This window comes from Frankia sp. CoWAU3 (assembly GCF_977971855.1).
The window spans coordinates 3,280-20,740 of record NZ_CDWWXB010000003.1; the positions used below are offsets into that span (position 1 = coordinate 3,280).

Genomic DNA, 17,461 nt, shown 5'->3' on the forward strand with positions numbered 1-17,461 from the left:
GGCTGGCAACGCCTGGTCGGACCACTCGGACCACGGGGCCACCTCCGCCACGGATACGAGCGTGACTTCGGCACCGACGGCCAGGGCCGCCCGCACCGGGGCGAGCGGCGAGGTGGTGGTCGACGTCGCCGGCCGGGTGGCCCGGCCGGGGGTCGTCCGGCTCCCGGCGGGCGCGCGCGTGGTGGATGCGATCGAACGCGCTGGGGGAGTGCTCCCGGGCACCGACACGACCGGCCTCGCCCTGGCCCGGTTGCTGGTCGACGGAGAACAGGTCCTCGTCTACGGCAAGCCCGGCCCGGCGCCGCCCGGAACGGCAGCCGGGCAACCCGCGGGTACTGGTCTCGGATCCGCCGGTTCCACTGCGGCGACCGGTCCGATCGACCTGAATGCCGCGACCGCCGAGCAGCTTGACGGTCTGCCCGGGGTGGGGCCCGTGCTGGCTCGCCGCATCGTCGAGTGGCGCACGGCGCACGGGACCTTCCGGTCGCCCGAGCAGCTGGCGGAGGTGACCGGAGTCGGCGACAAGCGGCTGGCCGATCTGCTGCCATTGCTGAAGGTTTGACGTTCCAGTGGTCGACGTCGGGATGGAGACCGGACTCGCGCTGCCGGAACGGCCGTCCGGGGCTTCCCGTCCCATGGACGCCCGGCTGGTGGGCCCGGCGGTCATGGCCTGGGCTGGCGCGGCGGGTGCCGGCACCTGGCCGCCGTCCGTTCCGTTGCTGGGTGCCGCCGGTGCGGTGCTCGTCGCGACTCCGATGTTCCTGCTGGTCCAGGTCCGTCCGCGGGGTGGTCGGCCGACTCGCCCGGGACCGGGCGGCGCTCGGGCCGAGGCGGCTACGGGCGCGTCTCGTCCGTCGCAGCCGCAGCCGCAGCCGCAGCCGCGCAGCGCGCCGCTCACCCGGGGCGTTGGGCGGTGCTCCGGCGGCACTGTCGTCGTGCTCACGGCCCTCGTCTTCCTGGCCGCCGGGTTTCTCGCGGGTGGACTGGCGGCTCGTCCGCGTGACAGCGGCCCGCTCGCCGATCTGGTCCGGCATGGCCGTCCGGTCACCGCCGAGGTCGTCGTCACCGACGATCCCCGCGCCACCTCCTCGTCCACCGCGGTCCGGACGGGAACCGGGCCCGGAGCCGGAGAGGGAAGAGGAGAGGGGGGCGGCGGCGCCGATCGCGTGACCTTCGTGATCTCCGTCCGGGCGGAACGCCTTACCGCGTCACCGGCGGATCTGCGGGTCCGGGCCCCGATGGTCCTGCTTGCGCGGGGCGGCGGCTGGGGTGCTCTGCTGCCCAGCCAGCACCTGGTCGTCTCCGGCAGGCTCGCCGAACCCCGGGTCGGTGACACCGTGGCTGCCGTCCTGTTCGCCGACGGCCCACCGCGGACCCGCGGCGGACCCGCAATGATCCAACGAATCGCCGGGGGGCTGCGGGTCGGGCTGCGTCGAGCCGCTGGGGGATTGCCCGAACCGCGTCGCGGGCTGCTGCCCGGCCTCGTGGTCGGCGACGTCTCCGGGCTCGACGATGCGGTGCGTGCGGACTTCCGCGCCGCCGGAATGTCCCATCTGACGGCCGTGTCCGGTAGCAACGTCGCCATCGTGACGGCCTCGGCGCTCTACCTCATGGGATGGACCGGGCGTGGGTCACGGTCGCGCGCCGCGGTGGGAGCCCTCGCTCTCGTCGGGTTCGTCGTGCTCGCCCGGCCCTCGGCCAGCGTGCTGCGTGTCGGGGCGATGGGTCTGGTCGGCCTGCTCGGGCTCGCCGTTGGCCGTCCCAGGGCGGTGCTGCCCTCCCTGGCGGCGAGCGTGATCGTCCTGATCCTGGCGGATCCCGCGCTCGCCCTCTCGGTCGGCTTCGCGCTGTCCGTCCTCGCCACGGCCGGAATGATCGTTCTCGCGCCGGGCTGGCGGGACGCGCTCGCTCGCCGGCTGCCGGCACGGATCGCCGAGGTGCTCTCCGTCGCGGCCGCCGCCCAGCTGGCGTGCACCCCGGTGTTGGCCTGGACCGGCGGGGGGCTGAGCCTCGTGGCGGTGCCCGCGAACGTCCTGGCCGTGCCCGCCGTCGCACCGGCGACCGTGTTGGGGGTACTGACGCTGGTCGTGGCGGCGGTGTCGCCGTCAGCAGCCGGGCTGCTCGCGCACCTCGCCGATATGCCGTGCTGGTGGCTGGTGACGGTCGCCGGCCGGTGCGCCGACCTTCCTGCCGCGACGCTGCCGTGGCCCACGGGGGTGATGGGAGCGGGCGTGGCCGCCGGTGTCGCCTGGCTCGTGGTGGCGACGCTGCGGCGGCGGGTGCCGCGGCGACTGGTCGCTGCGGCCCTGGTCGGCCTGCTCCTGGCGCGATGCGCCGTCGCCGGGCGGCTGGCGCCGTGGCCGCCGCCCGGCTGGCGCCTGGTCGCCTGCGACATCGGTCAGGGCGACGCCCTCGTGCTGTCGGCGGGACCGGGCACCGCGGTGCTGGTCGACGCCGGCCCCGATCCGGCCCTGCTGACCCGCTGCCTCTCCGACCTCGGCGTGCGACGGATACCGGTGGTCATTCTCAGCCACTTCCACGCTGATCACGTCGAGGGGCTGCCGGCCGTGCTCGGCCGGCTTCCGGTGGGGGAGGTACTCGGCAGTCCGCTGGGGGAACCCGTTCTCCAGCGGCATCGGGTCCAACAGTGGACCCGGCGGGCCGGTGTGCCGCTGCGAACGGCCGTCATCGGCTCCCGGGCACAGGTGGGGGCGGTCTCTTGGACGGTCCTGGCTCCGCGCACCGTGTTGCACGGCACCGAGAGCGATCCCAACAACGCGAGCCTGGTGCTCTCCGCACGGGTGGGGGAGGTGACCATCCTGCTCACCGGGGATGTGGAGCCGCCGGCCCAGCGGGTGTTGACCGGCAGCCCGGAGGATCGGACGGCGCTACGAGCCGACGTGCCCCATCACGGCGCCGCGGATCAGGACGCCACCTTCCTCGCTGCGACCGGGGCCCGATTCGCCCTGATCAGCGTCGGCACCGGGAACAGCTATGGTCATCCCGCGCCGTCCACCCTGCGGACGCTGCGCCGGTCCGGCATGGCCGTCGCCCGGACCGACCGCGACGGCGCGGTGGCGGTGGTCGCCACGGTGGCACCCGCCGGGTCCGCCGAGTCCGGGTCGCTGGCGGGAGCCGCCTCCGGGCCGGGGGCGCGAGTCCGCGTCTCGGTGGTGCTCCGCCGGCCCGGGGGCGGATCGTGACATGCTCACCTGCGTGTCCTCCTCTGCGCTGCCGCCGCTCGTGCTCGTCACCGGCGACGAGGATCTACTCGTCGGTCGAGCGGTGCGCGGGGTTCTCGACGCGGCTCGGGCCCGTGATCCCGATGTCGAGATCGTCGACCGGGCTGCCGGTGAGCTCAGCGAGGCCGATCTGATCGACCTCGGCGCCACCTCGATGTTCGGAGGTGGCCGGGTGATGGTCGTCCGCGGCGCGCAGGACCTCGCCGAGGATCTGCGTGACGCGTTGTTGGAGTACATCGCTTGTCCGCTCGACGACGTCGTGCTCGTCGTCGTCCACAGCGGCGTGGTGAAGAACCGCAAACTCGCGGACGTGCTGAAGACCGCGGGAGCGCGGGTCGTGCCGGCAGCGAAGATCACCAAGCCGCGGGAGCGTCACGATTTCGTCGTCGCCGAGGTGCGGCGTCTCGGCGGCCGGGTCAGCGACGGCGCGGTGCGTGCCCTGCTCGACGCGGTCGGTGGTGATCTGCGTGAGCTCGCCGCCGTTTGCGATCAACTCGTGGCCGACACCGACGGGCTGATCGACGAAGCCGCGGTGGCCCGTTTCCACCGGGGCCGGGCCGAGGCCAGCGGGTTCGCCGTCGCGGACGCGATCATCGGCGGCGACCTGCCGCAGGCGTTGACGCTGCTGCGTCAGTCCCTGGAGGGGGGTACCGCGGCCGTACTGGTCTCCAGTGCCGTTGCCGGTGGTCTGCGTGACCTCGCCCGGGTGGCGTCCGCGGGTCCCGGCTCGAAGTGGGATCTCGCCCGAGCCCTGGGTATGCCGGACTGGAAGGTCGAGAAGGCGCAGCGCTCCGCCCGAGCATGGTCGGACCGGGGTCTCGGCCAGGCCCTGCGGGCGGCCGCCGAGGCCGACGCCGGCGTCAAGGGCGCTGCGGTTGACGCCGGTTACGCCTTGGAGAAACTGTTGCGTGAGGTCGCCGTGGCCAGGTTGGTCGGGCGGGCCCGGGTGGCCGGGAGCCATGGATGACCGACGGTCCGGGGACGGCTGACGGTCCGGGAGCCGGTGCCGGCATCGTCGTGGCTACTCAGCCGGCCGCCGACCCCGAGGCCCCGCCGCCGGGTGGCTGGTTCGGCCTGCGGGTGCTACCGGCGGGCTGGATGCGGGGGCTGCTCATGATCTTGACTGGGCTGGTCACGGTGGTGATCGCACTCGGTGATCTCGCGAGCGCCTGGGTGGTCGGTGTCCTCCCGCTGACCGTCGGCGCGATGGTTGCTTATCACGAAGTGCTTGAGCGACTGATCCGGCCGGACGAGGTCTCGGCGGAACCGGCCCCACAGCAGCCCGGAGCCCGTTCCACGCCGTGCGGCGGGCTCTGACCGGGCGAGAGGCCCGACCAGCGGGTGGGCACGCGGAAAGGCCGGGGCGCCTGCGGCGCCCCGGCTGGAGGAAGACGACTCAGCTGGCGGCCAGGTTGGCGTGCGCGCGAGCCAGTGCCGACTTCTTATTGGCGGCCTGGTTGGCGTGAATGACACCCTTGCTGACGGCCTTGTCCAGCTTGCGGGACGCGATCCGCAGCGTCTCGCCGGCGCGCTCGACGTCACCGGCATCCACGGCGTCGCGGAAGCGACGCACGTGCGTCTTGAGTTCCGACTTCACAGCCTTGTTGCGCAGCCGCCGCTTCTCGTTGGTGAGGTTGCGCTTGATCTGCGACTTGATGTTGGCCACGCGGGAGAACCTCTGATTTGTCGAGTCGGGGTGGTGCGGACACGTCATAGTACGGGTACCGGCCGTGCCCGGTGATCCGGCATATCTCGCTGGCTCCTGGGAGCAGCAGGTACCGCGGAGAACCGACTGCCTCCGGCGACCGGCGCCGCACGGAATGGCGACCAGATCATGACCGGACAGGTCATGATCGACCAGATCATGACCGGACGACGACGCGGCCCGTCACAGTGGCACTCAGATTATCAAACCCCCGCGCGGCGGCGCACCGGCGCAACGTTGCGCGCGGCTCCTGGCACGATGAAGGTGGTCGACCCAGATATCGGCACGGGCGGCTCCACCGTGATCACCGCGAGCGAAACGAGAACCCTCCGCGTGTCCACAGCCCCGCACCTGGCGCCCGGCGCCGACCCGACGATGATCCGCAACTTCTGCATCATCGCCCACATTGACCACGGCAAGTCGACTCTTGCCGATCGGATGCTTGGTGTGACCGGTGTCGTGGAGGCGCGCAACATGCGCGCGCAGTACCTCGACCGCATGGACATCGAGCGTGAGCGCGGGATCACCATCAAGGCCCAGAACGTGCGCCTGCCGTGGCGGGCCGACGATGGTCGGGACTACATTCTGCATCTCATCGACACGCCGGGCCACGTTGACTTCAGTTACGAGGTGAGCCGTTCGCTCGCGGCCTGCGAGGGCGCGGTGCTGCTGGTCGACGCGGCCCAGGGCATCGAAGCGCAGACCCTGGCGAACCTGTACCTGGCGATCGAGAACGACCTGACCATCGTTCCCGTACTCAACAAGATCGATCTTCCGGCGGCCCAGCCGGAGAAGTACGCCGAGGAGATCGCGACGATCATCGGCTGCGAGCCGGGCGAGGTGCTTCGCGTGTCCGGCAAGACCGGCCAGGGGGTGCCGGAGCTGCTCAACGAGATCGTGCGCCGGGTGCCCGCCCCGGTCGGCGATCCGGACGGTCCGGCTCGTGCGATGATCTTCGACAGCGTCTACGACATCTATCGCGGCGTCATCACCTATGTGCGGGTGGTCGATGGCACGCTGACCACCCGCGACCGGTGTCTGATGATGTCGACCGGCGCGAGCCACGAGACCCTCGAGGTAGGTGTCATCTCGCCGGACCCCCATCCGACCGGGTCGCTGTCGGTCGGCGAGGTCGGCTACGTCATCCCCGGGGTCAAGGACGTCCGGCAGGCCCGGGTCGGCGACACCATCACCACTACCCGGCGGCCGGCGACGGAGATGCTCGGTGGCTATCGGGATCCGTTGCCGATGGTGTACTCCGGGTTGTATCCGATCGACGGCAGCGAGTATCCAGCGTTGCGCGAGGCTCTCGACAAGCTTCAGCTCAACGACGCCGCCCTGACCTACGAACCGGAAACCTCCGCGGCACTGGGGTTCGGATTCCGGTGCGGCTTCCTGGGCCTGCTGCATCTGGAGATCGTCCGGGAGCGGCTGGAGCGCGAGTTCAACCTCACCCTCATCTCCACGGCCCCGAACGTCGTCTACCGGGTGGTCATGGAGGACCGTTCCGAGATCATAGTGACCAACCCCAGTGACTGGCCGGGCGGGAAGATCGCCGAGGTGTACGAGCCCGTCGTCGAGGCGATGCTGCTGCTGCCGACCGACTTCGTCGGGGCGGTGATGGAACTGTGCCAGGGCCGGCGCGGCGTCCTGAAGGGGATGGACTATCTGTCGACCGACCGGGTGGAACTCAAGTACACGCTGCCTCTCGGTGAGATCATCTTCGACTTCTTCGACGCCCTGAAGTCCAGGACCCGGGGCTATGCCAGCCTCGACTACGAGTCGGCCGGGGAGCAGTTGGCCGATCTGGTGAAGGTCGACATCCTGTTGCAGGGGGAGACCGTCGATGCCTTCTCGGTGATCGTGCACCGTGAGAAGGCCTACGCCTACGGCGTGTCCATGACGACCAAGCTGCGCGAGCTGATTCCGCGCCAGCAGTTCGAGGTGCCGATCCAGGCGGCGATCGGCAGCCGGATCATCGCGCGGGAGAACATCCGCGCCATCCGCAAGGACGTGCTCGCCAAGTGCTACGGCGGCGACATCACCCGCAAGCGCAAGCTGCTCGAGAAGCAGAAGGAGGGCAAGAAGCGGATGAAGACGATCGGTCGGGTCGAGGTGCCGCAGGAGGCCTTCATCGCGGCGCTGTCCACGGACACCGGCAAACCGGCGGTGAAGTGAGTCCGGTGCGGGGCCGACGCGGGACCGTGGTGCCATCCGCCTGTTCAGTGAGTCGGCCGTTCAGCGGGTCGACAGGGGGCTGGCCGGGAGGCGGATCGGTTCGGTGGCCGGTTCGGAGAACGACAGGTCCGTGACAGGGGCGGCGGCGCTGGAACGGTACACGGTGGTTCGGGGCGGGAGCAGTTCGAAGATCTCGTCGAGAACGGCCCTGGCGTCGTCGTCCATGACCGGATCTTTTCGCACCGGCGTCGATCGGTCCATGGTGAACCACCCATATTTTCCCTTCTGTGCCCAATGATGACAAAATGTCATTACATCCGGCCAGCATCGCCGAAGTGGGTATTCCGGCCTTATCCCCAGGTGGTCCTCGTGTGGCCACCCCTGGCCCGCCCGCGTGGTTGGCAAACGTAGCGTTGCCGCGAGAGCACACGTTGGGGGCACACTGGGGGCATGCCACAAAAGCCTCCCGACGGCTGGCTCCCGCCGGACGACGGTGCCCTCCCGGCGGCCGCGCTGGCCGAGGTGACCCGGCGGCCGTTCGGGGTCTACGTGCATGTGCCCTATTGCGCGGCGCGCTGCGGCTACTGCGACTTCAACACCTACACGGCGGCCGACCTAGGCGGCGCCCTGGTGTCGTCGGTGGGCCTCACGACGTTCGTCGACATCGCGACCGGCGAGGTCCGGCTCGCGCGTACCGTGCTTGGTGAGCAGGAGCTGGTGGTCTCCACGGTCTTCGTCGGTGGCGGCACGCCGACCCTGTTGACCGCCGACGATCTCGGGCGGCTGTTGCGGATCCTGGACGACGGGTTCGGGCTGGCGCCCGACGCGGAGATCACCACCGAGGCGAATCCGGAGTCGGTGGATCCGGCGCAACTGGAGCAGCTGCGCGCCGCCGGTTACACCCGGATCTCCTTCGGGATGCAGAGTAGCCGTCCGCACGTCCTCGCCGCCCTGGACCGGCGGCACACCCCCGGCCGCGTGCCCGAGGTGATGCGCTGGGCCCGCAAGGCGGGCTTTGACCAGGTCAGCCTGGACCTCATCTACGGGGCTCCGGGCGAGTCGGAGGCGGACTGGGCGGCGAGCCTGGACGCGGCGATCCAGCTCGGCCCGGACCACGTCAGTGCCTACGCGCTGACGGTTGAGGAGGGCACGAAACTGTCCCGCCGGGTCCGCCGGGGCGAGCTGCTCGAACCCGACGACGACCTGCTTGCCGACCGCTACCTGCAGGCCGATGACGCTCTGTGCGCGGCCGGCCTGACCGGCTACGAGGTCAGCAACTGGTCGCGGGGGGCCGATACCCGGTGTCGGCACAATCTGGGGTACTGGCGCGGAGATCACTGGTGGGGGATCGGTCCGGGCGCGCACAGCCACGTCGGCGGGGTGCGATGGTGGAACGTGCGTCATCCGGCGGAGTACGCGGCCCGGCTGGGGGCCGGGCGCAGTCCCGCGGCCGCCTGGGAGGAGCTCGACGCGCAGGCCCGCCGGGTCGAGCGGGTCATGCTGGGCGTCCGGTTGGCCGAGGGACTGGCCGTCGGTGAGCTGGACGGGCCCGGCCTGGAGGCCGCCGCCGGGCTCGCGAAGTCCGGCCTGGTGGAACCCGGTGCCCTGGAGTTCGGCCGGGTGCGTCTCACCCGTCGCGGTCGCCTGCTCACCGACACGGTCGTGCGAGCCCTGCTGCCCGACTGACGCCGCTGCCCGACTGACGCCGCTGCCCGACCGGCGGCCGTCCGGTGGCCCGATCGGGCGGGACCGGAACCTGGGTACCGGCATGCTCGTTTCGTTACGAGGACGTCGCCGGGCCCTCACCGGTCATTCGCGGGGTGGCTCATGTTCTGTGCTTCGACCTGAGCAGGCGGCTACACTTGGCACTCACTGCGGCCGAGTGCCAAGTTGGGTGTCCGCCGCTGCACACACCGTGGCCCGGCCACGTCCCGCCTGGTGAAGGGGGTGCGACCGCGTGCTGGAGGATCGGCGGCTCGAAGTCCTTCGGGCGATTGTTGAGGACTTTGTGCTGAGCAACGAGCCGGTGGGTTCCAAGGCGCTGGCGGAGCGGCATAATCTCGGTGTATCACCAGCTACTGTCCGTAATGACATGTCCGCCCTGGAGGAAGAGGGGTATATCACACAGCCCCATACCAGCGCAGGACGGATACCGACGGACAAGGGCTACCGGTTGTTCGTGGACCGGTTGTCGGGGGTGAAGCCGCTGTCCCGGGCCGAACGTCGGGCGATCCAGAGCTTCCTGGAGGGTGCCGTCGACCTGGACGACGTGGTGCGCCGCTCCGTGCGGCTGCTCGCCCAGCTCACCCGGCAGGTGGCCGTCGTGCAGTACCCCTCCTTGTCGAGCAGCAGCATCCGGCACATCGAGGTTGTCACGCTCGGCCCGTACCGCCTGCTGATGGTCCTCATCACCGACACCGGCCGGGTCGAGCAGCGTATCGTCGACAGCCTCGTACCCGTTGACGACGAGGTCGCCGGCGAGCTGCGTTCCGTGCTCAACTGCGCGCTGGCCGGCCGGCGCTTGGTCGACGCCCCCGACATCGTCGCGGCCCTGCCCGACAGCACCCGCTCCGAGCTGCGCCCCTACCTGACCACGGTGGCCGGTGCCGTGCTGGAGTCGCTGGTCGAGCGGCAGGAGGAGCGCATCGCGATGGCTGGGACGGCGAATCTCACGCGGTCCCCGGTCGACTTCGCCGACTCGTTGCGGTCGATACTTGAGGCATTGGAAGAACAGGTCGTGCTGATGAAACTCATCGGCTCGGCGCGGGAGACCGGTACTGTAACGGTACGGATCGGTCGCGAAACGGATGTGGACGCCCTCCGGTCCACCGCGGTGGTGGCCACGGGATACGGTCGTGGTCCCTTCGCGCTGGGTGGGATGGGGGTGCTCGGCCCGATGCGCATGGACTATCCGGGGACGATGGCGGCCGTCCGGGCCGTCGCCAAATACGTGGGTGAACTCTTGGGTGCCGACTGATGGCAGTGGATTATTACGCCGTTCTGGGCGTACGCCGGGAAGCGTCGAACGACGAGATCAAGCGGGCCTACCGCAAACTGGCCCGTGAGCTGCATCCGGATGTCAATCCAGATCCGGATGCACAGCAGCGCTTCCGGGGCGTCACGGCCGCGTACGAGGTGCTCTCTGACCCGGAGAAGCGCCAGATCGTCGACCTGGGCGGCGATCCGCTCGCGCCCGGTGGCAGTGGCAGTGGCGGTGGCGGTTCGCCGTTCGGCGCCGGTTTCGGCGGCCTCGGTGACATCATGGACGCCTTCTTCGGCGGCGGGTCGAGCCGTGGGCCCCGGTCCCGGGTCCGGCGCGGCAACGACGCGCTGCTGCGCATCGAGCTCGACCTGTCCGAGACCGCGTTCGGCGCCACGCGCGAGATCACCGTGGACACGGCGGCGGTGTGCTCGACGTGTACCGGTGCCGGTGCGGCTCCCGGCGCGCACCCGTCGACCTGCGGCACCTGCGGCGGGCGGGGCGAGGTCCAGCAGGTCACCCGTTCCTTCCTCGGTCAGATGGTGACCTCCCGGCCCTGCCCGCGGTGTTCGGGTACCGGCACCGTGATCGAGCATCCCTGCCGGGACTGCGGCGGCGACGGCCGGGTGCGCAAGCGCCGGACGCTCACCGTGAAGATCCCCTCCGGGGTCGAGGACGGCATGCGCATCCGGCTGTCGGGCGAGGGCGAGGTCGGGCCCGGCGGTGGGCCGCCCGGTGACCTTTACGTCGAGGTCTCCGAGAAGCAGCACCCGGTTTTCACCCGGGAGGGCGACGATCTGCACTGTGAGCTGCCGCTGCCGATGACCTCGGCGGCGCTCGGCACTTCCGCCACGCTGGAGACCCTCGACGGCACCGAGACCATCGCCGTGAAGCCCGGCACCCAGCCCGGTGAGGTCATCAAGCTCGCCGGCCGCGGGGTTCCGCATCTGCGGGCCGCCGGGCGCGGTCATCTGCACATCCACATCAACGTCGAGACTCCGACGAAGCTGGACGGCGAGCAGGAGCGGCTGCTACGAGAGCTGGCGAAGCTGCGCGACGAGGAGACACCGGCCGTCGTGGGCGGATCCGCCGGCGGCGCGGCGGGGCTATTCCGGCGGCGGGGCACGCGCCGCGGCCGTTAGCCCGGTCATCGGCCGTGACCGCTGCGGAGAGGATGTATCCTGACCAGCGCCCTGTTCCGGCTGTCGCCGCTGCCGATCGCGGACTCGTTCACCCTCGCCGGTCCGGAGGGTCGCCATGCGGCCATGGTGCGCCGGCTGTGGCCGGGGGAGCCGGTCGACGTGACCGACGGTCTCGGCCGTGCGGTGGAGTGCGAGGTCGTTGCCGCCCGGCGGGATGAGATCGACTGCGCGGTCCGGCGCCGGGTCGCCGCCGCGGCCCCGAGCCCCCGGCTGGTTGTCGTGCAGGCCCTTGCCAAGGGGGATCGGGGCGAGCGGGCGGTGGAGATGCTGACCGAGGTCGGTGTCGACGAGATCGTCCCGTGGTCGGCGGCCCGGTCCGTGGCCCGCTGGGAGGGTGTCCGTGGCGTGCGGGCCCGGGAACGCTGGGTCAGAGCCGCGGAGGAGGCGTCGAAGCAGTCCCACCGACTGCACTGGCCGGTGGTGGGCGAGTTGGCCGGCCTGAAGGAGGTTGTCGAGCGGGTGCGGGCGGCGGCGCTTGCCGTCCTCCTGCACGAGGATGCGACCATACCGTTGGTTGGCCTGGCTCGCTCGGTTGAGCTGCCGGAGCGAGTGGCTCCGGCCGCCTTGGCGGCGGAGCTGGTGCTCGTCGTGGGCCCCGAGGGAGGGGTGTCCGAGTTGGAACTGGCCACGCTGGGCGAGGCCGGAGCGATCGTGTCGCGGCTCGGTTCGACGGTGCTGCGCACATCCACCGCCGGCGTCGTGGCCGCGGCGGTCGTGTTCGCGGACCTCGGTCGTTGGGACGGCCTGGCGCGATGATGGATAGACTGGTCAGGTAGCGTCCGTGGTCCGCCTCGCTGGGTGGTCCCTCCGGCTGGAGGGGTTCTGTCCGGTGTCGGCCGTCCGCGCCGCGCCGCCCACCGCGATCATCAATCCTGAGAGGTGCCCCGGCCTCGCTGGCCGCTCTTTATGCCCGAATCCGTTATGCCACCCGTCGCGCCCGACACCAGGGTCCAGACGCGCATTGTCGTACCCGGTCCGCACAGCATGGTGAGTCTGCTCGGTCACCAGGATCAGCTGCTCCGTACCATCGAGAAGGCTTTCTCCTCGGATATCCACGTGCGTGGCAACGAGATCACCATTACCGGCGCTCCGGCTGAGAACGAGCTCGCCGCCAGGTTGTTCGCCGAGCTCATCGCGCTGCTCGACGCCGGGACGGAGCTCAGCCCGCAGCATGTCGACCATTCGCTGGCGATGCTGCGCAGCGGCGCGGAGGAGCGGCCGGCCGAGGTTCTCACCCTCAACATCCTCTCCAGCCGGGGCCGGACGATACGGCCGAAGACGTTGAACCAGAAGCGGTACGTCGACGCGATCGACCAGCACACCATCGTTTTCGGGATCGGGCCGGCCGGCACCGGCAAGACCTACCTCGCCATGGCGAAGGCCGTTCAGGCGTTGCAGGCCAAGAAGGTGAACCGGATCATTCTGACCCGCCCCGCGGTCGAGGCGGGGGAACGCCTCGGATTCCTGCCGGGGACCCTGTACGAGAAGATCGATCCCTACCTGCGGCCGCTCTACGACGCGTTGCATGACATGATCGATCCGGACTCGATCCCGCGGCTGATGCAGAGCGGCACGATCGAGGTGGCCCCACTGGCCTACATGCGCGGCCGGACGCTGAACGACGCCTTCATCATCCTCGACGAGGCCCAGAACACCTCGCCGGAACAGATGAAGATGTTCCTCACCCGGCTCGGCTTCGGCGCGAAGATCGTCGTTACCGGGGACGTGACCCAGGTCGACCTCCCCAGCGGCACCCGCAGCGGGCTGCGGGTGGTCCGGGAGATCCTCGACGGCCTCGACGACGTCCATTTTGCATCCCTGACCAGCTCCGATGTGGTTCGGCACCGGCTCGTGAGCGAGATCGTCGACGCCTACGCCCGCTGGGACGCGGCCAGTGCGCCGCCACCCGCTCCGGCCCGGTCTGCTCGTCGGGACCGACGGTGACCGTCGCCGCGGTCGGAGAGGACCGCTGATGGCCGTATTCGTTGCCAACGAGTCGGGCGCGAGTGACGTCGACGAGGTGAGGCTGGCCGCGCTCGCCCGGTTCGTGCTCGACGCGATGAAGGTGAACCCGCTCGCCGAGCTCTCGGTGATGCTGGTGGAGCCGAAGGCGATGACCGATCTGCACGTCCGGTACATGGGCGAGGAGGGTCCGACCGACGTCCTGTCCTTCCCGCAGGACGACGCCTTTGACGCCTCGTGGTCGGAGTCGGTCGACGACGATCCGACCACCCTGCTCGGCGACGTCGTGCTGTGCCCGGACGTCGCGCGGCGGCAGGCGGAGCAGGCCGGTCACTCCTTCGATCGCGAGTTGTCCCTGCTGTGCACCCACGGCATCCTGCACCTGCTCGGCTACGACCACGCCGAGCCGGACGAGGAACGCGAGATGTGGAAGGTACAGAGCCAGCTGCTCGCGTCGTGGGACGGCGCGGACGGCGCGGACGGTGCCCGCGGTGCCGCGGACGGCGGCGAGGGCCGCCGTGGTGACCAGGGCCGTGGCGGTGGCGCCGGAGAGCCCCCTGCCGCGCCCGCACGCTGACCCGGCACAAGAGGGGTCCGCATGAGTTCCAGTGATCTTTTTCTCGTCTTCATCGCCGTGATGGGCTCGCTTGCTGCGGCGGGTCTCGGCGGCATCGACGCGGCCCTGACCCGGGTCTCCCGGGTGACGGTCGAGGGTTTCTCCCGCCAGGGCCGGGCCGGCGCCCGGAACCTGGCGACCGTCGTGGCCGATCCGGGCCGCTACCTCGCGCTGCTGCTGCTCCTGCGCATCGTCGCGGAGATGCTCGCTGCGGCCTGTATCACGGTGCTGTTCGTGCACGCCTACGGGGCCGGGTTCGCCGCGATCGGCCTCGGGACGCTGGCCTCGACCCTGGTCGCGTACATCCTCGTCGGGGTGATGTTCCGCACCCTCGGCCGCCAGCACGCCCCTGCGGTGGCGTTGGCCAGCGCCGGTCTCACGGTCCGGCTGGCGCGGATCTTCGGGCCGTTGCCCCGGCTGCTGATCGCGTTCGGCAACGCGGTCACCCCCGGCCCTGGTTTCCGGGATGGTCCCTTCGCATCCGAGGCCGAGCTGCGCGATCTCGTCGACCTCGCCGAGGAGAACGAGGTCATCGAGCGCGAGGAACGCGACATGATCGCGTCGGTGTTCGAGCTCGGGGACACCCTGGTGCGCGAGGTGATGGTGCCGCGTCCGGACATGGTCTTCATCGAGTCGACGAAGACCGTCCGGCAGGCTCTCGCGCTGGCCCTGCGCAGCGGCTTCTCGCGGATCCCCGTCATCGGGGAGAGCGTCGACGACGTGGTGGGGATCGCCTTCCTCAAGGACATGGTCCACCGGGAACGGGAGGGGGGCGAGGATGGTGCGATCGCCGAGATCATGCGTTCACCCGCACTCGTGCCCGAGAGTAAGCCCGCGGACGACCTGCTCCGTGAGATGCAGGCGTCGCGTACCCACATGGCGATCGTCATCGACGAGTACGGTGGAACCGCCGGACTCGTCACCATCGAGGACATCCTCGAGGAGATCGTTGGTGAGATCACCGACGAGTACGACAACGAGGTTCCGCCGGTGGAGTGGATCGACGCCAACACCGCGCGGGTGACCGCCCGGCTCGACGTCGACGATCTGGCGAAGCTGTTTGACTTCGACGTGGACGACCTGCCCGGTGCGGATGACAGCCTCACCGTCGGTGGCCTGCTGGCCACGGCCCTGGGACGGGTGCCCATCCCGGGTGCGACGGTCACGGTCGGTGGGTTGCGGCTGTCGGCGGAACGGGCCGCCGGCCGACGTAACCAGATTGGCACCGTGGTCGTCCAGCGGTTGCCGCATCCGTCGAACGGCGACGACGGCTCGCAGCCTCCCCGATCCGACGACGGCGGCGAACCCGTGCGCAGCTCGTCGTCGGACAGAAAGGTGAATTCGTGACCGCCGACGCGACCCGGTCGGGAACCGTGCCTGCCGATGGCAACTCGGCCGACGGCGCCCCGGCTCTCGACCTCGCCGCAGAGGACGCGAAGCTCGTGGTGCTGGCCAGGGCGGCGCGGCTGCGTGCCTACGCCCCCTCGGGCGACCCTGCGGAGGGGGCGGCGCTGCGCGACACCGACGGTCGCACCTATGCGGCGGCGACTCTCGGCCTGGGCCGGGCCGAGCTAGCGATCTCGGCGCTGCGCGCGGCGGTGGCCGCCGCGGTGTCCAGTGGCGCCCGCCGGTTCGAAGCCGCCGCGGTGGTCACGCAGAAGGACGAGCTCGACCGCGCCGACCTGGCGACGTTGGCCGAGTTCGGCGCCGGGATCCCGGTGTTCCTCGCCGGCTCGGACGGCGTCGCCCGGACCAGGGTGACCACCTAGCGTGTCGACAACGACCTCGGTGCCGTTCCGGGCCGGCTTCGCCTGCCTCGTCGGACGACCCAACGCCGGCAAGTCGACGCTGACGAACGCGCTGGTAGGGACGAAGGTCGCCATCACCAGCGGGCGACCACAGACCACTCGGCACGCCATCCGCGGCATCGTCCACCGCGACGACGCCCAGCTCGTCCTGGTCGATACCCCGGGGCTGCACCGGCCGCGCACGCTGCTCGGGCAGCGGCTCAATGACGTGGTGCGGGCCACGCTGTCCGAGGTCGACGTCGTCGGTTTCTGCATGCCCGCGGACGAGCCGGCCGGCCGGGGGGACCGCTCCATCGCCGAGGAGCTGTCCCGGCTGCCCAAGCGCACCCCGGTGGTCGCCATCCTCACCAAGACAGACCGGGTCGCCGATCCCGATCGGATCGGCGCCCGTCTGCTCGAGATCGCCGGGCTCGGCGAGTTCAGTGACATCGTTCCAGTCAGCGCGGTGCGCTCCTACCAGGTCGACGTGCTTGCCGACGTGCTTGTCGCCCGGCTGCCCGCCGGGCCTGCGCTGTACCCCGGTGGGGAGCTGACCGACGAACCGGAACAGGTGATGGTCGCCGAACTCGTCCGTGAGGCGGCTTTGGAGGGGGTCTGCGACGAGTTGCCGCACTCGCTCGCCGTCGTGGTGGAGGAGATGGTCTCCCGGGAGGGCAGGCCGGCGCAGCGTCCTCTCCTCGACGTCCGGGTGAACGTCTTCGTCGAGCGGCCCAGCCAGAAGGCGATCGTCATCGGGACCGGCGGATCCCGCCTCAAGGAGGTCGGTTCCCGCGCCCGCACGCAGATCGAGGCGCTGCTCGGTACCCCGGTCTTCCTCGATCTACACGTCAAGGTCGCCAAGGACTGGCAGCGCGATCCGCGCCAGCTGCGTCGCCTGGGGTTCTGAGCCGGCTCGCCGCCGGCCCCACCGAGGCGCCGCCGGCACCGCATCCATGCCGCATCCATGCCGCATCCATGCCGCATCCATGCCGCATCCATGCCGCAATGTACTGCCATACCTACCCCCCGGCTATGGACCGGGATGTCCTGCGGGTTCCTCAGGAGAACATCCGGCCGGTACCGGCCATCTGCCGGGCGACCTCGCTTCACCGCATGAAATCGGGACCGTGCAACCATGGGCGGGTGCCGGTGTATCGCGACGAAGGTGTCGTCCTACGCACGGCCCCCCTCGCCGAGGCCGACCGCATCATCACCGTGCTCACCCGTCGGACCGGTCGGGTGCGGGCCGTCGCCAAGGGTGTCCGCAAGACGTCCTCGCGGTTCGGGTCGCGGCTGGAGCCGGGCACGTACGTCGATCTGCTGCTGCATTCCGGCCGGGCGCTGGACACGGTCACCCAGGCGGACATCATCTCTCCCTACGGCGCCACGATCGCCGTTGACTACCCGAGGTACACTGCGGCCGCGGTGATGCTCGAGACCGCCGAGCGGTTGACCAGCGAGGAACGCCAGCCCGCCCTGCGGCTGTTCCTCCTGCTCGTGGGTGGTCTGCGTACGCTCGCCGGCGGCGAGCGCCCACCCGCGCTCGTCCTCGACGCGTTCCTCTTGCGGGCGCTCGCGGTGTCCGGGTATGGGATGGCCCTGGACCACTGCGCGCGTTGCGGTGGGCCCGGGCTGCACCTGTCGTTGTCCGTGCCGGGCGGCGGCGTAGTGTGCCCGCAATGTCGCCCGCACGGTGCGGCGTCGGTGTCCGCGGGTGCGGTGCGGCTGCTCGCGGATCTGTTGCGCGGTGACTGGGACGGTGCACTGGTCAGTGACGCCCGCGCCCGGC

The 17,461-nt window shown here is 70.7% G+C and carries 17 protein-coding genes; 15 read left to right on the top strand and 2 right to left on the bottom strand.

The window, feature by feature from the left end; translation table 11 throughout:
- Positions 1 to 61 precede the first annotated feature (61 nt).
- From AC08ON_RS00755 to AC08ON_RS00770, 4 genes are read left to right on the top strand one after another with little or no spacing between them, the layout of a single operon-like run.
- Complete coding sequence (locus AC08ON_RS00755) at positions 62 to 562, top strand: ComEA family DNA-binding protein (protein ID WP_476616283.1); 501 nt, start codon at positions 62 to 64, stop codon at positions 560 to 562.
- Between the two features lie 7 nt (positions 563 to 569).
- A complete protein-coding gene (locus AC08ON_RS00760; RefSeq protein WP_476616284.1) occupies positions 570 to 3,203 on the top strand; it encodes a ComEC/Rec2 family competence protein in 2,634 nt (877 codons plus the stop codon).
- Position 3,204: 1 nt separating this feature from the next.
- Positions 3,205 to 4,209: a DNA polymerase III subunit delta gene (holA, locus tag AC08ON_RS00765; RefSeq protein ID WP_476606135.1), complete on the top strand. Its 1,005-nt coding sequence runs from the start codon at positions 3,205 to 3,207 to the stop codon at positions 4,207 to 4,209.
- Entirely contained in the window at positions 4,206 to 4,559 is a 354-nt protein-coding gene (locus AC08ON_RS00770; RefSeq protein ID WP_476606134.1) for a hypothetical protein, read from the top strand. The genes holA and AC08ON_RS00770 overlap by 4 nt, the downstream gene beginning before the upstream one ends.
- Before the next feature lie 79 nt (positions 4,560 to 4,638).
- On the opposite strand, the gene rpsT is transcribed toward AC08ON_RS00770, so the two are convergent.
- Positions 4,639 to 4,908 (bottom strand): 30S ribosomal protein S20, encoded by a 270-nt coding sequence (rpsT, locus tag AC08ON_RS00775; protein ID WP_476606133.1) that lies wholly within the window; start codon positions 4,906 to 4,908, stop codon positions 4,639 to 4,641.
- Between the two features lie 372 nt (positions 4,909 to 5,280).
- Between rpsT and lepA the strand changes: the two genes are divergently transcribed.
- Positions 5,281 to 7,125 (top strand): translation elongation factor 4, encoded by a 1,845-nt coding sequence (lepA, locus tag AC08ON_RS00780; protein WP_476606132.1) that lies wholly within the window; start codon positions 5,281 to 5,283, stop codon positions 7,123 to 7,125.
- A gap of 60 nt (positions 7,126 to 7,185) precedes the next feature.
- Here the strand turns inward: lepA and AC08ON_RS00785 are convergent, their stop codons facing one another.
- The gene (locus AC08ON_RS00785) at positions 7,186 to 7,350 is read right to left on the bottom strand and encodes a hypothetical protein (RefSeq protein WP_476606131.1); all 165 of its coding nucleotides are present in this window, start codon (positions 7,348 to 7,350) and stop codon (positions 7,186 to 7,188) included.
- A gap of 225 nt (positions 7,351 to 7,575) precedes the next feature.
- On the opposite strand from AC08ON_RS00785, the gene hemW reads away from it, so the two are divergent.
- The 10 genes from hemW to recO all read left to right on the top strand — a co-directional run.
- Positions 7,576 to 8,811, top strand: a complete 1,236-nt coding sequence (hemW, locus tag AC08ON_RS00790) for a radical SAM family heme chaperone HemW (protein ID WP_476606130.1) — start codon at positions 7,576 to 7,578, stop codon at positions 8,809 to 8,811.
- Between the two features lie 271 nt (positions 8,812 to 9,082).
- Positions 9,083 to 10,102 (top strand): heat-inducible transcriptional repressor HrcA, encoded by a 1,020-nt coding sequence (gene hrcA, locus AC08ON_RS00795; protein WP_011435708.1) that lies wholly within the window; start codon positions 9,083 to 9,085, stop codon positions 10,100 to 10,102.
- Positions 10,102 to 11,247, top strand: coding sequence for a molecular chaperone DnaJ (gene dnaJ / locus AC08ON_RS00800; RefSeq protein ID WP_476606129.1), 1,146 nt, complete (start codon positions 10,102 to 10,104; stop codon positions 11,245 to 11,247). The genes hrcA and dnaJ overlap by 1 nt, the downstream gene beginning before the upstream one ends.
- Positions 11,248 to 11,322: 75 nt before the next feature.
- Positions 11,323 to 12,063: a 16S rRNA (uracil(1498)-N(3))-methyltransferase gene (locus AC08ON_RS00805; RefSeq protein WP_476606142.1), complete on the top strand. Its 741-nt coding sequence runs from the start codon at positions 11,323 to 11,325 to the stop codon at positions 12,061 to 12,063.
- A gap of 150 nt (positions 12,064 to 12,213) precedes the next feature.
- Complete coding sequence (locus tag AC08ON_RS00810) at positions 12,214 to 13,251, top strand: PhoH family protein (RefSeq protein ID WP_476606128.1); 1,038 nt, start codon at positions 12,214 to 12,216, stop codon at positions 13,249 to 13,251.
- Positions 13,252 to 13,279: 28 nt separating this feature from the next.
- On the top strand, positions 13,280 to 13,846 hold the full coding sequence (gene ybeY, locus AC08ON_RS00815) for an rRNA maturation RNase YbeY (RefSeq protein ID WP_476606127.1): 567 nt from the start codon (positions 13,280 to 13,282) through the stop codon (positions 13,844 to 13,846).
- A 21-nt stretch (positions 13,847 to 13,867) separates the two neighbouring features.
- Positions 13,868 to 15,232 (top strand): hemolysin family protein, encoded by a 1,365-nt coding sequence (locus AC08ON_RS00820; protein ID WP_476616285.1) that lies wholly within the window; start codon positions 13,868 to 13,870, stop codon positions 15,230 to 15,232.
- Positions 15,229 to 15,654: a hypothetical protein gene (locus tag AC08ON_RS00825; protein ID WP_011435714.1), complete on the top strand. Its 426-nt coding sequence runs from the start codon at positions 15,229 to 15,231 to the stop codon at positions 15,652 to 15,654. Before AC08ON_RS00820 ends, AC08ON_RS00825 begins: the two co-directional genes overlap by 4 nt.
- A 1-nt stretch (position 15,655) precedes the next feature.
- Positions 15,656 to 16,579, top strand: coding sequence for a GTPase Era (gene era, locus AC08ON_RS00830; RefSeq protein ID WP_476606125.1), 924 nt, complete (start codon positions 15,656 to 15,658; stop codon positions 16,577 to 16,579).
- A gap of 236 nt (positions 16,580 to 16,815) precedes the next feature.
- Positions 16,816 to 17,461 (top strand): DNA repair protein RecO (gene recO / locus AC08ON_RS00835; protein ID WP_476616286.1); only part of this gene is annotated, 646 nt, incomplete at its 3' end.